This window comes from Edaphobacter sp. FHG110511_03 (assembly GCF_059115365.1).
Window position 1 is genome coordinate 574,294 of sequence record NZ_JBZYWL010000004.1, and the last position, 14,752, is coordinate 589,045.

Below are 14,752 nucleotides of genomic sequence, written 5' to 3' on the forward strand. Positions count from 1 at the left end.
AAATCTAAATCACGGAAGAGGGCTGCTCTGCGTGGCTCTTTCGCATATTGCGCGCCAGCGACAGCAATGCGACGGAGAGCCCGAGGTAGATCAATGAAGTGGCGCTGATGCAGGCGCTCAGGCCGAAGCGCCGGGATGCGACAGCGATGGCAATCGGTGCAACGCCCCCGCCGAGCCAGCCGAGCGAGTTCATCGTTCCCGCTGCTACACCTCGGAGCTCTACCGGGACAACGTCGTAGAGGGACGCCCAGATGTTGGCGTCATACATTCCCTTGAAGAATCCAAATCCGATCATTCCAATAATCAAGGTCACCATGCTGACGGCCTGACCGGTAAGAAAGATAAAAGGAACTCCGAATAACAAACCAACGGCCTGAATCATCTGGCGCCCCCCGATCCGGTGTGCCGCATAACGATCGGCCAGCACCCCGCCAAGAATCACTCCCGTCACCGATGCAATTTGGAGATAGGCCGTACTGCTGAATCCGGCGTGGCTCAGGGTCAAATGAAACTTGTTGAACAGAAACGTAGGAAGCCAGGTCAGAAAAACTACTGCAACAAAATTTGCTCCAATGAAGACTCCAATCAGAACGACAATTCGCATCGACGACAGAACTTCCTGCACGCTGCGCAGGAAGTTCGTGTTTGCTGTGGCGCCCTGATTCTGCTGCTGCGGGGCAGGAGTACGCAGACAGAAGATAAGGACCAGGCACAAGAGAATTCCCACCGCTCCGAAGATCAGAAACGAGATACGCCAGCCATGTTGTTCTGCGATGACTGCCGACATCGATCCGCCGGCAATCGTCCCCGCGTAGACACTCGATTGATGCAGGGCCATGGCACGGGAGCGCGTTTGAGCACTGTGGTATATGCCGATAAGAGCCATGGCGGCAGGGAAGTAGAAGGCTTCTCCCAGTCCACCAAGTGTGCGGAAGATCACCAGACTGCCAAACGAGTGGCAGATTGCTGTGCCCGCGGTAACGGTCGACCAGAATGCCAGCGCTCCCAGAATGACGGTGCGCGGAGAGATGCGATCGGAGATCCAGCCTGCAAACGGGCCTGCCAGTGCATACATCCACATGAAGGACGAAGCGACAATCCCGAGTTGCAGCTCATCTAACCTCAGTTCGGTTCGCAGCAGAGGAAAGATGGAAAAGATGGCTTGCCGGTCTGCATAGTTGCAGAAGCATACGCACCAAAGCATGGCAATCAACCACCATGCGTATCGAGATGATGCGGTTCGTCGTTCGGTGATCAGTGGGGCACTCCATTGGAATTCTTCGACTGAAACTTCTCAGAGTTTTGTGACTAACGTCGATCTCTTAGAATATTGGCCAGCGGCTGCAGGTCATCGTATTACAGAGATCAACGCATTTGTATATGTCGACGTATATAACACAAATACATAATGTGTAATGTATAGCCTTCTGCAATGTCTTCAACCACACACATTGACTGCCCCAAATCGCAGCGTGGCAGATTCGTGAGCTTTAGCCGGTGAAATTTGCTTTCAGGCCGTGAGACAATCAACTCCACTTCAAGGACAACGTCGTACCACCGCGTAAGGAGAAGCCGGCTATGGCTACCGATCCCACACAACTGTCTCGCCGTGACTTGCTCCGCATTTCTACCATCGGAGCTTCCTCGCTGGGAGTCCACCTGTTCATGCCCGGATTCTCTGCTGCGCTTGCTGAACCGCCAGGGGGCAAGCTACCAACTGACCTTTACGCAACGACTCTCCACAGCTGGTGCGACGGACTCATGGCGCATCAACTCACGGCCATGAAGGACCCTGCATTTCATGGCGCTCTCCTATGCCCGGCATGCGTGCTTATTCATGGCCGGTGCGCGGACGCGATCTATCCACTCATGCACATGGCGCACTCCAGCGGCGATAGCAAATATTTGCGGGCCGCCATCAGCTTGTACGACTGGTCCGAGTCGCAGGTCAGTCGTGCTGATGGCAGCTGGATCAATGACGTCACGCTCAGCCCATGGCAGGGTATAACCGTTTTCCACACCATCGCACTCGCCGAATCACTGCATCACCACGGCAGTCTCTTTGACGCAGCGATGCGTACCCAATGGACTGATCGGCTCGCCCGCGCTGCAAAATTTCTCGACGGCTTCATCACCATCGAGACCGGAAACATTAACTATCCCATCACTGCATCACTCGCCTTTGCACTCTGCGGTCAGGTTCTCGGGGAGCATCGTTACCTCGATCGAGCCCGCGACCTAGCCCACACGAGTCTCGACTACTTCACCCCCAACGGCCTGCTCTTCGGCGAGGGCCATCCCCTGCGTGATGTCACTCCAAAAGGCTGCCATCCGGTTGATCTCGGTTACAACGTTGAAGAATCGCTCCCTGCGCTTGCCCAATACTCCCTGCTTACAAACGATCAACAGGTCCTCGAACAAACTGTCAAATCTCTTCGTGCCCACATGGAGTTCATGCTGCCCAACGGGGCCTGGGACAATAGCTGGGGCACTCGCAACTACAAATGGAGTTGGTGGGGAAGTCGAACCAGCGATGGCTGTCATCCGGCGTATGTCCTGTTGTCCGATCATGACCCACGTTTTCACGAGGTCGCTCTCCGCAACCTCGAACTGATGTCCGCCTGCACCCAGGATGGCCTGCTTTATGGCGGTCCAGACTATTTCCATCACGGAGACCGCCCCTGCATCCATCACACCTTCACCCACGCCAAAGCTTTGGCTACTGTGCTTGATCGTGGCGGTGCCAAGATACAAACCACAGAGCGCCCTTCAATACCTCGGAATAAACCTGTAGGTCTTCGCCACTACCCTGAGGTCGGGACTTATCTCGCATCCAAAGGTCCCTGGCGCGCCACCGTCACGGAGAATGATTGGGAGTACGTCGAGCACGTTCAGGCGGGAGGTGGAGGTGAATCAGGCGGGGGACACGCCTCGGGTGGCGCTCTTTCTCTGCTCTTTCATCAGTCACTCGGCCCCATCCTTGCAGCCAGCATGACCGACTACCAAATGGTCGAGATCTCCAACCAGCAAGCATTTCTCGATGCTCCCCACATGACGCTCACTCCGCGCATCGAGCTGAAGGCAGACAAAACTTACACCAGCCTCACCGATCTCAAGGCGATCCTTACTGCATCCACGTCAGCTGACGAAATCCACTTCACGGCGACGGGCCAACTTCTCACCGCGGGGCATCATCCAGTACCAGCAGGCGGAATCTCCTACCACCTCGAGTACTTCATCACCGAAGAGACGATTACCATCGTTGCCAAAGCAACGGGGCAGCTCCCCAGTTCGACGTCGCTTCAACTCATTTTGCCAGTCGTATCGCGATCCACCGAAGCCACCACTCAGTCCAGTTCCAGCTCAATCCAGATTACAAAGGCAAAAGGAATCCTCACGGTCCACACGGATGCTTCGCAGGGTTTTGAATCCATTCCAAAAGAGCGGACCTTCAACCTAGTGCCCGGCCTTGAAGCCATTCCTCTCACACTCGAACTTACGCCGGGAATCGCCGCAACCGTTCACATCAAGGCTTCGTCAGTAAACATCTAATCTGGAATGCATCTGGAGTGCCCGGCTCGATCTGTCTCTTTCAACATAGACAGGTCTCTATGTATGTCTTGAAGCCGTGCTTTCGTTCTGGAAAAATGCGTTCATTTTTCATTTACATATGAAATATCTTTGTCGTTAGCGAAATAAATTTGTTGACAGTGCTGATCGCCTTACCTAGTCTGGTTGCCAATTTTTAAACCCGGCGGGGAAAGGTACACATGCAATTCATCCATCAGACATGGTGTGCTCTGCGGACCAAGTTCCTGGGATTCAGCCTGATTGTTGTCGCTCTCCTCGGTCTTCCCTCTGCCCACGCGCAGATCTCATCTGCGGCCGTCAACGGCAGCGTGCGCGATCAACAGGCAGCGGCCATTTCGGGGGCCACCATCACGCTGCGGAATACCGCCACCTCCGTCGAGAGAACCACGACCGCCAATCAGGGAGGCAACTACTCCTTCCCCAGCGTCACCCCTGGACGCTATACCCTCACCATCACGGCTCCTTCCTTCCAGACCGAACAGATCAGCGCCTTCGATGTCGCCGTCGATCAGGTCATCACCATGAACTCGAACCTCAGACCAGGCGATGTCAAGGTCGCCGTAACCGTGGAGGCCGAGGGCATACAGATCGAAAGCTCCACTTCGCAGCTCGGCACCGTCATGGAGCAGAAGAAGGTTCAGGATCTCCCCTTGAACGGACGCAACTTTACGCAGCTTCTTACCCTCACGCCAGGAGCTACGCCCGTCAACGTCGGTCAGAATGGCAGCGGCAGCACAACAGCTGTCACGGCGGGATCCTCTTACTCCTTCCCGTCCATCAACGGCCAGCCCAACCGCTCCACTCTCTACCTCGTCGACGGCATGAACGACAACAACGCCTGGTTCAACTCCTATGCCGTCGCCCCCGTCATCGATTCCATCCAGGAGTTCAAGATCAACTCTCATAACGACACGCAGTATGGCCAGGTTACCGGCGGCGTCGTCAACGTTGCCACCAAGTCCGGGGGCAACGCATACCACGGCAGCGCCTGGGACTATATCCGCAACAACGCCTTCGATGCCAAGCCCTACTTCCCCGCGCTCTCCTCCTATCATCTCAACCAGTTCGGCGGAGTTTTCGGCGGCCCGCTCAGCATCCCCAAGCTCTACGATGGACACAACAAAACCTTCGTCTTCGTCTCCTATGAAGGAACACGCTACAGCAAAGGCAACGGCATCTTCTTCCTGCAACCCACCGCCGCGCAGCTCGGCGAGAGCACCTGGGGAGGCCCACAGAATCTAGGGGTCGGTGACTTCAGCACAGGCACGACCGGGAACCCGGGCTGCTCCGACAAGACCGTCACCACTATCGCGAAATGCCAGCTCTACGATCCAACGATCGCGAACAGTGCAGCCAACCGTCCCGCCTTCGTCGGCAACCAGATTCCTGTCTCCAAGATGGATCCTCGCTCGGTAGCCGCCATCCACAAGATCTTCTCCGCTCCTGTCACCATTCCCGGCTTCGCGCCCACACAATACAACGGCGTCGTCACCGATCCCACACGACAGACCAGCCACAACTACAGCGCTCGTCTCGATCAACACATCGGCGACAAAGACTTCATCTTCTTCCGCTATAGCGGCATCAAGCTCGACACACAATCTCCGGCAGGCACCACCGGCACCAACATAAATACTATGCCCCACCTGTTCACCCTCAACTCCATTCCCGGCGAGCATTACGGAGCCAGCTGGCTGCACGTCTTCGGTGCCAAAACCAGCGTCCAGGTCCAGTATGCGAGAACGCATGTCGGCCAGGCCACCTCTACCTTGTATGACTTCGGGAACTCCGATCTGCTTGGAACCTTTGGAATCGACCCTTCCTTCTCCAGCTACGTCGGCGGCGTTAACCTCTTCCCCTCGCTCAACGTCAGCGGCTACTTCAATGCCGGTGAAAGCAACAGCCCAGCTAAAAATCTCTCCAGCATTCATGAGTTCAAAGGTCAGGTCATCCATACTCTCGGACGTCATCAGATCGCATGGGGCGGAGGCTGGGACCAGGTCAACTTCGAACAGTACCAACGCAACGGCTCCATCACCTTCAACGGAGCCAGCACCGGAAACTTCGCTGGAAATCCAGGATCGACCGTCACCACAGGCCAGTCCGCGCAGTCCGGCAATGGCCTCGCCAGTTTCCTGCTGAACTATCCCTCGAACTTCAACTTCCGTAATGTGCTCATCACCGAGCGGCCAGGCGGTATCGCCTCGGCCTTCGTCCAGGACTCTTTCAGGTTCACCCCCACGCTCACCATTAACATCGGCGTTCGCTACGACCGCTCCGTCACACCGCAATACGGCAAGGAGTCCAGCATCGGTCAGCAAGGCTCCATCGAGACCGGCGACTTCGACTTCAACACCGGCAAGTACATCATCCAGGTGCTGCCTCCGCTCTGCTCTGATCGCGGACACGCTCCCTGCCTTCCCGGTACAGGAGCGCTTCCTCCAAACGTCATCGTCTCCCCCAATCGAAAGATCATGAGAGGCACCAAGACCAACGTCGGCCCCCGATTTGGACTCGCCTACAGCGTCAATTCGAAACTCGCCATTCGCGCAGGCTTCGGTATCAACTTCGACAACTGGTCCGCAATCATCCAGATCCCGCAGAACTTCCAGGGTTCATGGCCCGACGTCGGCACGCGCGCTCTCGACAATACCAACGCACCGGGAACCAACTACACCTCCGCGCAAAACCCCTTTGGCTCAAGCTCCGGAAGCATGCCCGCTGCGACTCCCTTCGACGCTTCCAACGTCAACTACTTCGTCGATCCCAACATCAAAAACCCCTACTCCGAGCAGTGGAACCTCGGCATCCAACAACAGCTCGACAACTCCACCGTCCTCTCGGTCAACTATGTCGGTTCCCAGGGGCACCGCACCGACATTGGTGGCTACACCAACATCGGCCAGCCCGGCCCCGGAGCCTCTTTTGCTGCTCGCCGCGCTGCTGGAACCGCAGGACAGCCCTTCCCCTACACCGTCCCCAACCGCTGGGATACCTCCAATGGCAACTCCAACTACAACAGCCTGCAGGCCTCTCTGTTACGCCAGTTCCGCAACGGCTTCGGTTATACCGTCGCCTATACCTGGAGCAAGTCCATCGACTCCGGCCAGTCCGGCTGGTTCGGCGTTGAAGGCAGCGGTCTGCAAAATCGTTATGACCTGCGCGGAAGCCGCAGCGTCTCAGCCTATGACGTCCCCCACATGCTCGCCGTCGGTCTCAACGGCGATCTTCCCTTCGGCAAGGGCCGTCGCTTCTACACCGGAAACCGCTTCGCAGACTTCGTCCTCCGCGGCTGGCAAGTCAACATGATCTTCACCGCGCGTTCCGGCCAACCCTACAGCATCACCGCGTCCGGCGATATCGCCAACGTCGGCAATGGCAGCACCTATGAGCGAGCGAATCTGGTCGGTGATCCCTGCCTCAACAACGCTTCGGCGGCCAAGTGGTTTAACACCGCCGCCTTCGCAATCCCCGCCGCAGGAACCTACGGCACCTCCAGCAGAAACATGCTCCGCTCGCAGCGTCTGTGGAACCTCGACACCTCCGTCTTCCGCACGTTCCCGCTTTACCGCGAGATGCAGCTGAACCTCCGCGCCGAATCCTTCAACGTCGCGAACCACCCCACGCTGTCCACTCCGAACTCCACCATCACTACACCCTCAACCTTCGGAACTGTCACCAGCGTCGTTGGCAACCAGCGCCTCATGCAATTCGCCGCAAAAATCGTCTTCTAGTCTTTGCGTATTCCTTTAGCTCTACCCTTTTTAGCTCCGCATCCAGCAAGCAGCTCAGATTCGAGCCTTTCGCTCAGCCTGGAAAGAAGGCGGTCATGTTCGTATTCCGCGCGTGTCAGTCAGCCGCAGTATCTTCGCGCGTCGATTAATGACCGGAATCGGGCGTATTTCGGGCGAGTGGGAAGGAATAGGATAAGGTCGGATTCTTGGACGAGTCAACACGAGCGATCTTCGGACGCTGCGGAACCGGGTGTCCTCATCGAGCAGTTGAAGAAAGACGAGGCGATTGCAGAGGCCGATACGCTGTTGTTGACCATCCCTAATTAATTAGGCGTTGCCTACAATGCTCACGTTTTGGAGGCAATCCTGAATACTGTCGCCCCAGCGCTCGGTGGGCGCTGAGAGAGCCAATAACATGAATCCAGCGGCCAAAAGGAACCAATAGAGGCACACAAATGCCCAGATGAAGCAGGAATACGATGGACTAGAATCGGTTTGTGCGAACCCCCATCCTTGCTACTAATCTTCTGTTGTTGCCTATGGTTCTTGGTCTGACCGGCTGTGGTAAGCCCACATTGGATGTGGCTCCAAATCTGACCTCCATAGGACAGGCCACACCAGTGACCGTCCATGTCCACGATCCCCATGGCGTCAGCAAGGTTGCCGTCACATTAACGCAGAACGGAACACAGTATCCCTCCTGGCAGACTTCTTCCCCCTCCAAAAGCGTGGACAGCACGTTTAACTTCAATGTCGGTATCAAGACAACACCCCAGTTACACGATGGTCCGGCAAGGTTGATCGTTGAGGCCACATCAGGCGGGTTGTTTCATAGCACTACCCGCTGGGAGCGTGAAGTCAACGTAGTCACCCAACCGCCTACCATCAGCGCGGATTCAGACCAGCACTACCTGTATCTCGGTATGGCCGATTTGGCCACGATGAATGTCTCTGGATCCTATACATCCGCCGGCGTCAGGGTAGGGAACCAAACCTTTCGTGCATGGGCGATGCCGGGCGGCAAGCCCGGTCTCTTCTCTCTGTTCGCATTTGCTTGGAACATGCCTCCCGGTACCACACCGTTGGCTTACGCTTCGAACGCTGCGGGAAATGACGTGACGACACCCCTAACCGTCGTCTTCCCGAAAAAAGAGCAACCGGTCTATACCCAGCACGAGATTCAGGTCTCGGACCAATTTATGCAGAAGGTGCTGGGCGAACTCGATCCTAATGGAACTGGTGATCCCATCAAACGCTTCGTCAAGATCAACTCTGAGATGCGCCAAGCCAATAACAAGACCTTGGCCGACCTGCGTTTGAAGACCGCCGATCGATTTCTCTGGCACCTGCCCTTCACGCGTCAATCCCATTCTCAAGCCGAGGCAACCTTCGCTGATGTGCGCAGCTATATCTACCAGGGCAAGAAGATCGACCAGCAGGTTCACCTCGGTTACGATCTCGCTGTCACGCAACATATCGGAGTCGAGGCCTCAAACGATGGCCGCGTTATTTGGGCTGCTCCCCTCGGCATCTATGGCAATTGCATTGTCGTGGACCATGGGTACGGCCTGCAGACGATCTACGGCCACCTAAGCCGGATCGATGTGCACGAAGGCGACATGGTCAAACGGTCACAGATCATGGGATTGAGTGGCATGACCGGAATGGCCGGCGGAGACCACATACACTTCGCCATGCAGCTCGACGGCGTTCAGATCGATCCCAAAGAGTGGTGGGATGCACATTGGATTCAGGACCATGTTGTTCGCCGAGTGGATTTGCCTAATTTTAGTAAATGATTCTAGAGCAAGATCAGAGAACTTCGGGTAGGCGAGTGGGACTGGCCCGATCAACGTCTGCTTGAGGACTATCTTGAATGCATTTCTTCAACTCGAATTGTAAGAAGATCCCAGCCGGCGAGCTCGAACTCACTTCCAATTGGTTCCAGCTTCTCTTCCGCAAGATTACTCAGCCATAATTTCGCTTCACCTGAATGTAACCACTTGAGCTTAGCTGTCCTTCTCTCTCCAGAAGCGCCAAAAAGTCTCACGATCCAAGCGGCTCGATCTTCGCTCGGTTTGAACGTCAACGCAAGTACGTCCGACGGCTCAACGCTCAAGCATGAGTCGATTGGTTTTACTGAGGGGCTGACCGCCCGAGCTTGGAGTGGCTCGGATAAACCGATGGCAAGTCTAGTGGCTGCCGCGGCGTCATAGCGCGAATGCGGCCGCAGCGCGTAACGAAACGTAACCGGGCCTTCCTGATATGCGCGATAGTTCGTTCCCCAATGATTGTTCATCGCCCATGAGAAGAACGTCTGGGTCGGCTCGATGCGCTTCCGCCATACGTTTGGGTTACGTTGCGAGCCGAGCATCGTTGCGCTGATCTCTCCGACTTCAATAAGCGGAGCGTCCTGGGTGACCCAAGTGACACCGACTTCATCGTTCGAGATGTCGACCCAGCGCCCGACCGGGAGCCAGTTCTTGCACGATCCGGGAAGTTGGTCGATCTCTGGCTGCATGTTGCCGAGTGCGATATCCACTCGCATTTTGCCATCTGTTACTGCAAGAGGGTATGCGAACTGGATACTCTCTTTCGACCCACGTTGCGCGAACTCGTCTCCGGGGCCGCCTGAACCGGGATGCGGGTTCAACGCGGCGGGAAGTTTATCGACGGTGTTTGCTAGCTCGAGATAGTCGGCTCCGGCTACCAGCCGAATGCGCCGGCTGAGGCTCTTGCAGGTCGGAGCGGAGGATTCGACAAGAACGGACACCACAAGTGGGCCGTTTTCTTCGATTGTGATCTTCGCTGCGCCGCTGGATTGAAAATGATCGACATCCTGGCCCGCAAGGAAGAGGAATTGGTTCGCCCCGTACGGTCCATCTGTCTTGACCAGATTGTGGGCGACAGACTGGAGGCGCAGTTCGGTGATGTCACCGGTTGCGGGATCAATCTTGGCGTGGACAATGCCGTTATCAAGAACGTTATTCTTAAAAGACGCTGGCTTAGAAGGATGATGAGCTGCTTGCTTCGAAAAGGTATATCGCGAAGTGGAGAAAGCAGACATCTGCGACACAAGTACCGCTAACTCTCCGGATGCAAGCCTCTGCGACGGCAGCGGCTTGCCATCGTGACCACTGACGTGATCTCCCGCCTGCGATAGTTGCTGAGGGACATAAACAACTTCGCTGCGAACCCACGAAGAGCTGTTGAATATCTCAATCTGCTCCCCACGTGAGGTCTCGCTTGTTAGACCGACAGACTTCTCAATCAATTTCTGGGAAAGGCGCTCGGCATCCACCGCGAAGGCGCGCTTTACATCCCATTGTTTCTTGACGAAAGGATTCTCTGAATCAGAAACACTGTTCCACGCACCCCAGGTATGTTCGGAGTAGAGCAACACATTTCGCCATGCCTCGGCGTACTCTGCAACCTCGTAGTCGGCTTTGTTCGTCATGGCTCGCAGAGCTTCGGCTTGGTTGATCCGATCTGCCGTATTACGGCTCATCCGCGTCTCAAGTGCTGAGGAGCCTGCACCATCTTCCCAGTAAGGCGTCAGGTCTTCGCGATACTGCGGTAGCTGGTTCCCGTAACGCTTCTCAAAGGCGGAGAATGCTGTACTAGTAGTGGCTATGGAGAAGCGAGGCCATTCGTACTTCTGATTCCAATCACGAATCCAATCACTCAACTCGGGGTCCGGCTCCGCGTTGTCGCCGTGGCCCGACCAACGTATATAAGAGACATCATATGGATACTGAACCTCGTCCATGCGGTCCTGGTATTTCGCGACGAGCTCAGAACCGAGCTTCATAACGTGAGAGAGGGCATACCCTGTCCAAGGGACCCAGAAGAGAATCTTTTCTTTGCCTGATGGCGAGACCCACCAGAAGGGCTTGTCCTGCCAGGACACCATGAATGTGCCGATGCGATCGAAGTAGTTGGGCGCAGCCGAAAAATAGCGGATTCCCGCTTGCGACATGGCAGTCACTGTACCCCAGGAAAAACCAGGGACGTCGCTCATCATTGCCGAATTCACCTTCACTCCGCATGTCTTACCCAGTTGTCCAGAGTAGTGGAACAACTGCAAGAGTTCCTCAGGGCGACAGAGCCCCGTAAGTTCGTTTGCGTAGGAGCCGTTTATCCCGATCCATCCTTTTTGCACTGCATCGATGAGTTCTCGTCTATCACTCTCAGATCCGCGCTTCATGTAGAGATCGGCGCCCCAAAGAACCTCAAGGTTCCAGACGAACATCGCTCCTTCGGGATAGTCTTTCGTCTTACGTGCAAGCTCGATGCCGCGTGTGATGTTGTGGATCTGCTTCGCTTCGACATCAGCTTGCAGATCGGTATACCCGAGGTCATGATGGGAATGCGGCAGCACATAGATTTGCATCTGCCGTACCGGTTTCAGTTCGATTTCTTCTCGGACTTCTTTTCCGCCCAAATTGGCGATGATCGTTGACCGTTGGTTGGATGTTACCGGCGTTACGTATATCTCGAATGAGGTGGTGCCTGCGGGAAGGTTGCGGCGATCGATCTCGATGCCATCGAGCTTCGTCACCGCCGTTACAGTGTCGCCAGGTTTTTCGATAGTGACTTGGATCGGCTGAACCAGTTTCCCGTCTTTTCGCAGCAAGCCGCGGATGGGAATGATGGATGGATTCTTCGCAGTTGCTTGTTTATCCGCCTGAGCGGCGGACTCATGCGATAACAGAGCTCCACCCGCAGCCATGGTGAGGCTTTTCAAGAGATCTCGACGTTTCATCTTTGCGCCCTCAGAGTCGACTCTGGAATATACGAAGGAGGAGCGTCGAAGCCAGCGCTCCTCCTTAGGTTTATGCCTAAAATACTAACTTCAATGCAAACTGCACTTGCAATTGTTGCTGTTTTGCCAGATTGGCTCGAGGTGGAGGGCTTTGGCCTTCAGAAAGTAGAACTCTGAAATTCGCGTAGCGGATGCCCTTCAAGAACGGACTAATCGCTTATTGAGTGCATTGGCGATTTCGCGTCAACCCAGATAGATCAATGGCGGGAAGAGCGTTTATTAGGACTGATGAGTGATGGCCGAGCTGATGATCAACAAAATTGCGTTAGAAGCTGATTAGCTGATTATCAGAGGTAGCTAAATCGATCCACCACCGTCACCGGCGAGATACCTCCGCTGGTGGTCACGGTGACATCGACCACTCCCGAACCGGGGGGCGAGATAGCGGTGATTTGGATGTCGGAATCGACCGTGAACGCGGGGGCGACCATGCCTCCGAAGGCCACCGTCGTTGCTCCGGTGAAGCCCTGACCGTGGATGACCACGCTGGTGCCACCCGCCGCCGGCCCACTCTGTGGCGTCAATTGCGCTACCGCTGGAATCGACGCGTAGACGAACTGGCTCCCAGGACCGGCTGCGGAGAAGCCGCGAGTGGTCCGGACTGCGACGTTGACGGTCCCGATTCCCGGAGGCGCAGTCGCGGTGACCACGCCATCGGACCAGACCTGAAAGACGGCGGGTGTCACACCGAAGAGGATCTGATCTGCGCCCGAAAAGCCGGACCCGGCGATGACCACGGAAGTTCCGCCCAGATAGGGCGCTTCGGACGGCGTCAGTTGGCTCACTGCGGGCAGTACGGTGTAGGTGAAGCCATCGCCTGGAACGGCGGTGGAGACTCCGATCGGGGTTGTGATGATGACGTCCACAGCCTGCGCTGTTCCTCCCGGCGCCGGCGGGGAGGATGCGAGGATCTTCCCGTCCGACAGTACATCGAACTGCGCCGCCTGACCGCCGAAGGTCACCGACGTGGCGTTGCTGAAGCCCGAGCCTAGCAGGGTGACGAAGGTGCCACCAGCAGTGGAGCCGTAGTTCGGGCTAATGGATAACGGCGCTGGCTTGGGTGCCTTGAGCGGAAGGTAGGTAAACTGGTCGGCGATGGAGGCGGCCGAAGAGCCGCCGGGGGCGGTCACCGTAATGTCAACCAGCCCTACGATTACCCCTGCCGGGGCCCATGCCACGATCTTGCTGTCGGCCAGGACCTCGAAGTCCGCCGCTGCCGTTGTCCCGAAATCCACTGCCACTGCACCAGAGAAACCGCTGCCTTGGATCGTTACTGCCGTTCCGGCTCCGCCGCTAAGAGGAGAAACACCGCTCACCACCGGGCCAGTTGCCGGATCGCCCCAGGCGAAACTGCCCTGCGCGGTGTTCGTTGAGCCCCCGGGGCCGCTGACGCTGATGACGGCAGTGCCCTCGCCCGGCGGGGCGACAGCATCGATTCGCGAGTTATAGGCCGGGTTGCCGGCCACCGGGTAGGCCGAAAAGACCAGCGCCGGCTGCACCCCAAAACTCACCGACGTCACGCTGTCGAGACCGTTTCCGAAGATGCTGACGATCTGTCCGCCTGCAGTGCCGCTCGCCGGTGGTTCGAAGCTGATGATCTGAGGGACGGCCACTTGCGGTCTCCTAGGCGAAGGTCGTGCCGTTCCAGACCCGGCCGAGCAGGTTGACTACCGACGAAGCGGCGATCACCGCCTGCGGCCATAGCAACGCCAACTCGGCGCCAAAGGTCGTCACATTCTGGACGAGGCCGGTCCGGTTGTCGAACCGGGACCAGATGTAGTCGAGGGCGTTGGCCGGCGGGACGCCGGGAGCGGTTTGGACGAAGCCAGCGTTGGCCAGCACCGGGCTCAATGGAACATAGGCCCTTCCGGAGGCCGGCGGCGGTGAGACTGTGCAGGCTGAGGCGCTGCAGGTCTGCGCACTCCACGCTTGCGGCGCTACAGGTATCGGTCCGGCACTGGCGACTCGACTTACCGGTTGCCAAGACCCGGCGGCCAATTGCGCCACAGCCAGCGGATCGGTGTCGGGGTTGACTAGCGCTTGACCGGGGGCAAGCCATATCGTACGGCCGATGAGGGGCAGCAGATCGGTCGGCGCCGCGGCGGTGCCCGGCGGCAGCACCTGGAGGGGTGAGAGCAGGGGCAAGGCGCAGCCCTGGTCATGAAGCGCCTGTATCGCCGCCTGCAAGGCCGGGGCAAAGTCAGCGCGAACCTGGAGACTCAAGGAGATTGAGCCCTGCTGCGGGCCGATCGGCCGATCGTTGGGCAGGGTGAGCCAGGCGATCGGCGGCTGTTCGCCCAAGGTGCCGAGTGCAGGCGAGGGGCCGGCGATGCCGAGCGCGCTGGCCAGCATCTGGCTGCGGGCGTCGGTCATGCCGAGCGTCCCCAGCAGGTTAATATAGCCGCCCATTTCGCTGATGTTCATCGGCGCTGGAAGCCGCGAGGGCACGACGTCGCCTTCCAACGCCAGGCGCCGGAGCAGGAAGGCCTGGGCCTGCTGCATATCCGGCGACTGCGAGGCAGTTAAGACGTTGAGAAGCGTCTGTAGTGCCTGGCCCTCAATCGAGGCGTTGGGATTGGCGGGAGTGGTGTTGGCCATTGCG

General features: G+C 57.2%; 7 protein-coding genes. 3 read left to right on the forward strand and 4 right to left on the reverse strand.

What is annotated here, in order from left to right:
• Positions 1 to 4: 4 nt before the first annotated feature.
• Positions 5 to 1,204 (reverse strand): MFS transporter, encoded by a 1,200-nt coding sequence (locus tag AC5S26_RS19290; protein WP_494186551.1) that lies wholly within the window; start codon positions 1,202 to 1,204, stop codon positions 5 to 7.
• 374 nt (positions 1,205 to 1,578) lie between these two features.
• On the opposite strand from AC5S26_RS19290, the gene AC5S26_RS19295 reads away from it, so the two are divergent.
• The 3 genes from AC5S26_RS19295 to AC5S26_RS19305 all read left to right on the forward strand — a co-directional run bounded on the left by AC5S26_RS19295 (position 1,579) and on the right by AC5S26_RS19305 (position 9,124).
• Positions 1,579 to 3,552: an ulvan lysase-like protein gene (locus tag AC5S26_RS19295; RefSeq protein WP_494186552.1), complete on the forward strand. Its 1,974-nt coding sequence runs from the start codon at positions 1,579 to 1,581 to the stop codon at positions 3,550 to 3,552.
• A 218-nt stretch (positions 3,553 to 3,770) separates the two neighbouring features.
• On the forward strand, positions 3,771 to 7,325 hold the full coding sequence (locus AC5S26_RS19300; protein ID WP_494186553.1) for an outer membrane beta-barrel protein: 3,555 nt from the start codon (positions 3,771 to 3,773) through the stop codon (positions 7,323 to 7,325).
• A gap of 497 nt (positions 7,326 to 7,822) precedes the next feature.
• Positions 7,823 to 9,124 (forward strand): M23 family metallopeptidase, encoded by a 1,302-nt coding sequence (locus AC5S26_RS19305; protein WP_494186554.1) that lies wholly within the window; start codon positions 7,823 to 7,825, stop codon positions 9,122 to 9,124.
• A gap of 68 nt (positions 9,125 to 9,192) precedes the next feature.
• Here the strand turns inward: AC5S26_RS19305 and AC5S26_RS19310 are convergent, their stop codons facing one another.
• From AC5S26_RS19310 to AC5S26_RS19320, 3 genes are all read right to left on the reverse strand, one after another.
• Complete coding sequence (locus AC5S26_RS19310; protein WP_494186555.1) at positions 9,193 to 12,090, reverse strand: glycoside hydrolase family 38 N-terminal domain-containing protein; 2,898 nt, start codon at positions 12,088 to 12,090, stop codon at positions 9,193 to 9,195.
• 347 nt (positions 12,091 to 12,437) lie between these two features.
• Positions 12,438 to 13,763, reverse strand: a complete 1,326-nt coding sequence (locus AC5S26_RS19315; RefSeq protein WP_494186556.1) for an IPT/TIG domain-containing protein — start codon at positions 13,761 to 13,763, stop codon at positions 12,438 to 12,440.
• Between the two features lie 10 nt (positions 13,764 to 13,773).
• Positions 13,774 to 14,748: a hypothetical protein gene (locus AC5S26_RS19320; RefSeq protein WP_494186557.1), complete on the reverse strand. Its 975-nt coding sequence runs from the start codon at positions 14,746 to 14,748 to the stop codon at positions 13,774 to 13,776.
• Positions 14,749 to 14,752: the final 4 nt, after the last annotated feature.

Bases quoted from the DNA above. Each gene is read 5' to 3' on its own strand.
- AC5S26_RS19290 (WP_494186551.1), bottom strand. From the start codon at position 1,204: ATGCTTTGGTGCGTATGCTTCTGCAACTATGCAGACCGGCAAGCCATC.
- AC5S26_RS19295 (WP_494186552.1), top strand. From the start codon at position 1,579: ATGGCTACCGATCCCACACAACTGTCTCGCCGTGACTTGCTCCGCATT.
- AC5S26_RS19300 (WP_494186553.1), top strand. From the start codon at position 3,771: ATGCAATTCATCCATCAGACATGGTGTGCTCTGCGGACCAAGTTCCTG.
- AC5S26_RS19310 (WP_494186555.1), bottom strand. From the start codon at position 12,090: ATGAAACGTCGAGATCTCTTGAAAAGCCTCACCATGGCTGCGGGTGGA.
- AC5S26_RS19320 (WP_494186557.1), bottom strand. From the start codon at position 14,748: ATGGCCAACACCACTCCCGCCAATCCCAACGCCTCGATTGAGGGCCAG.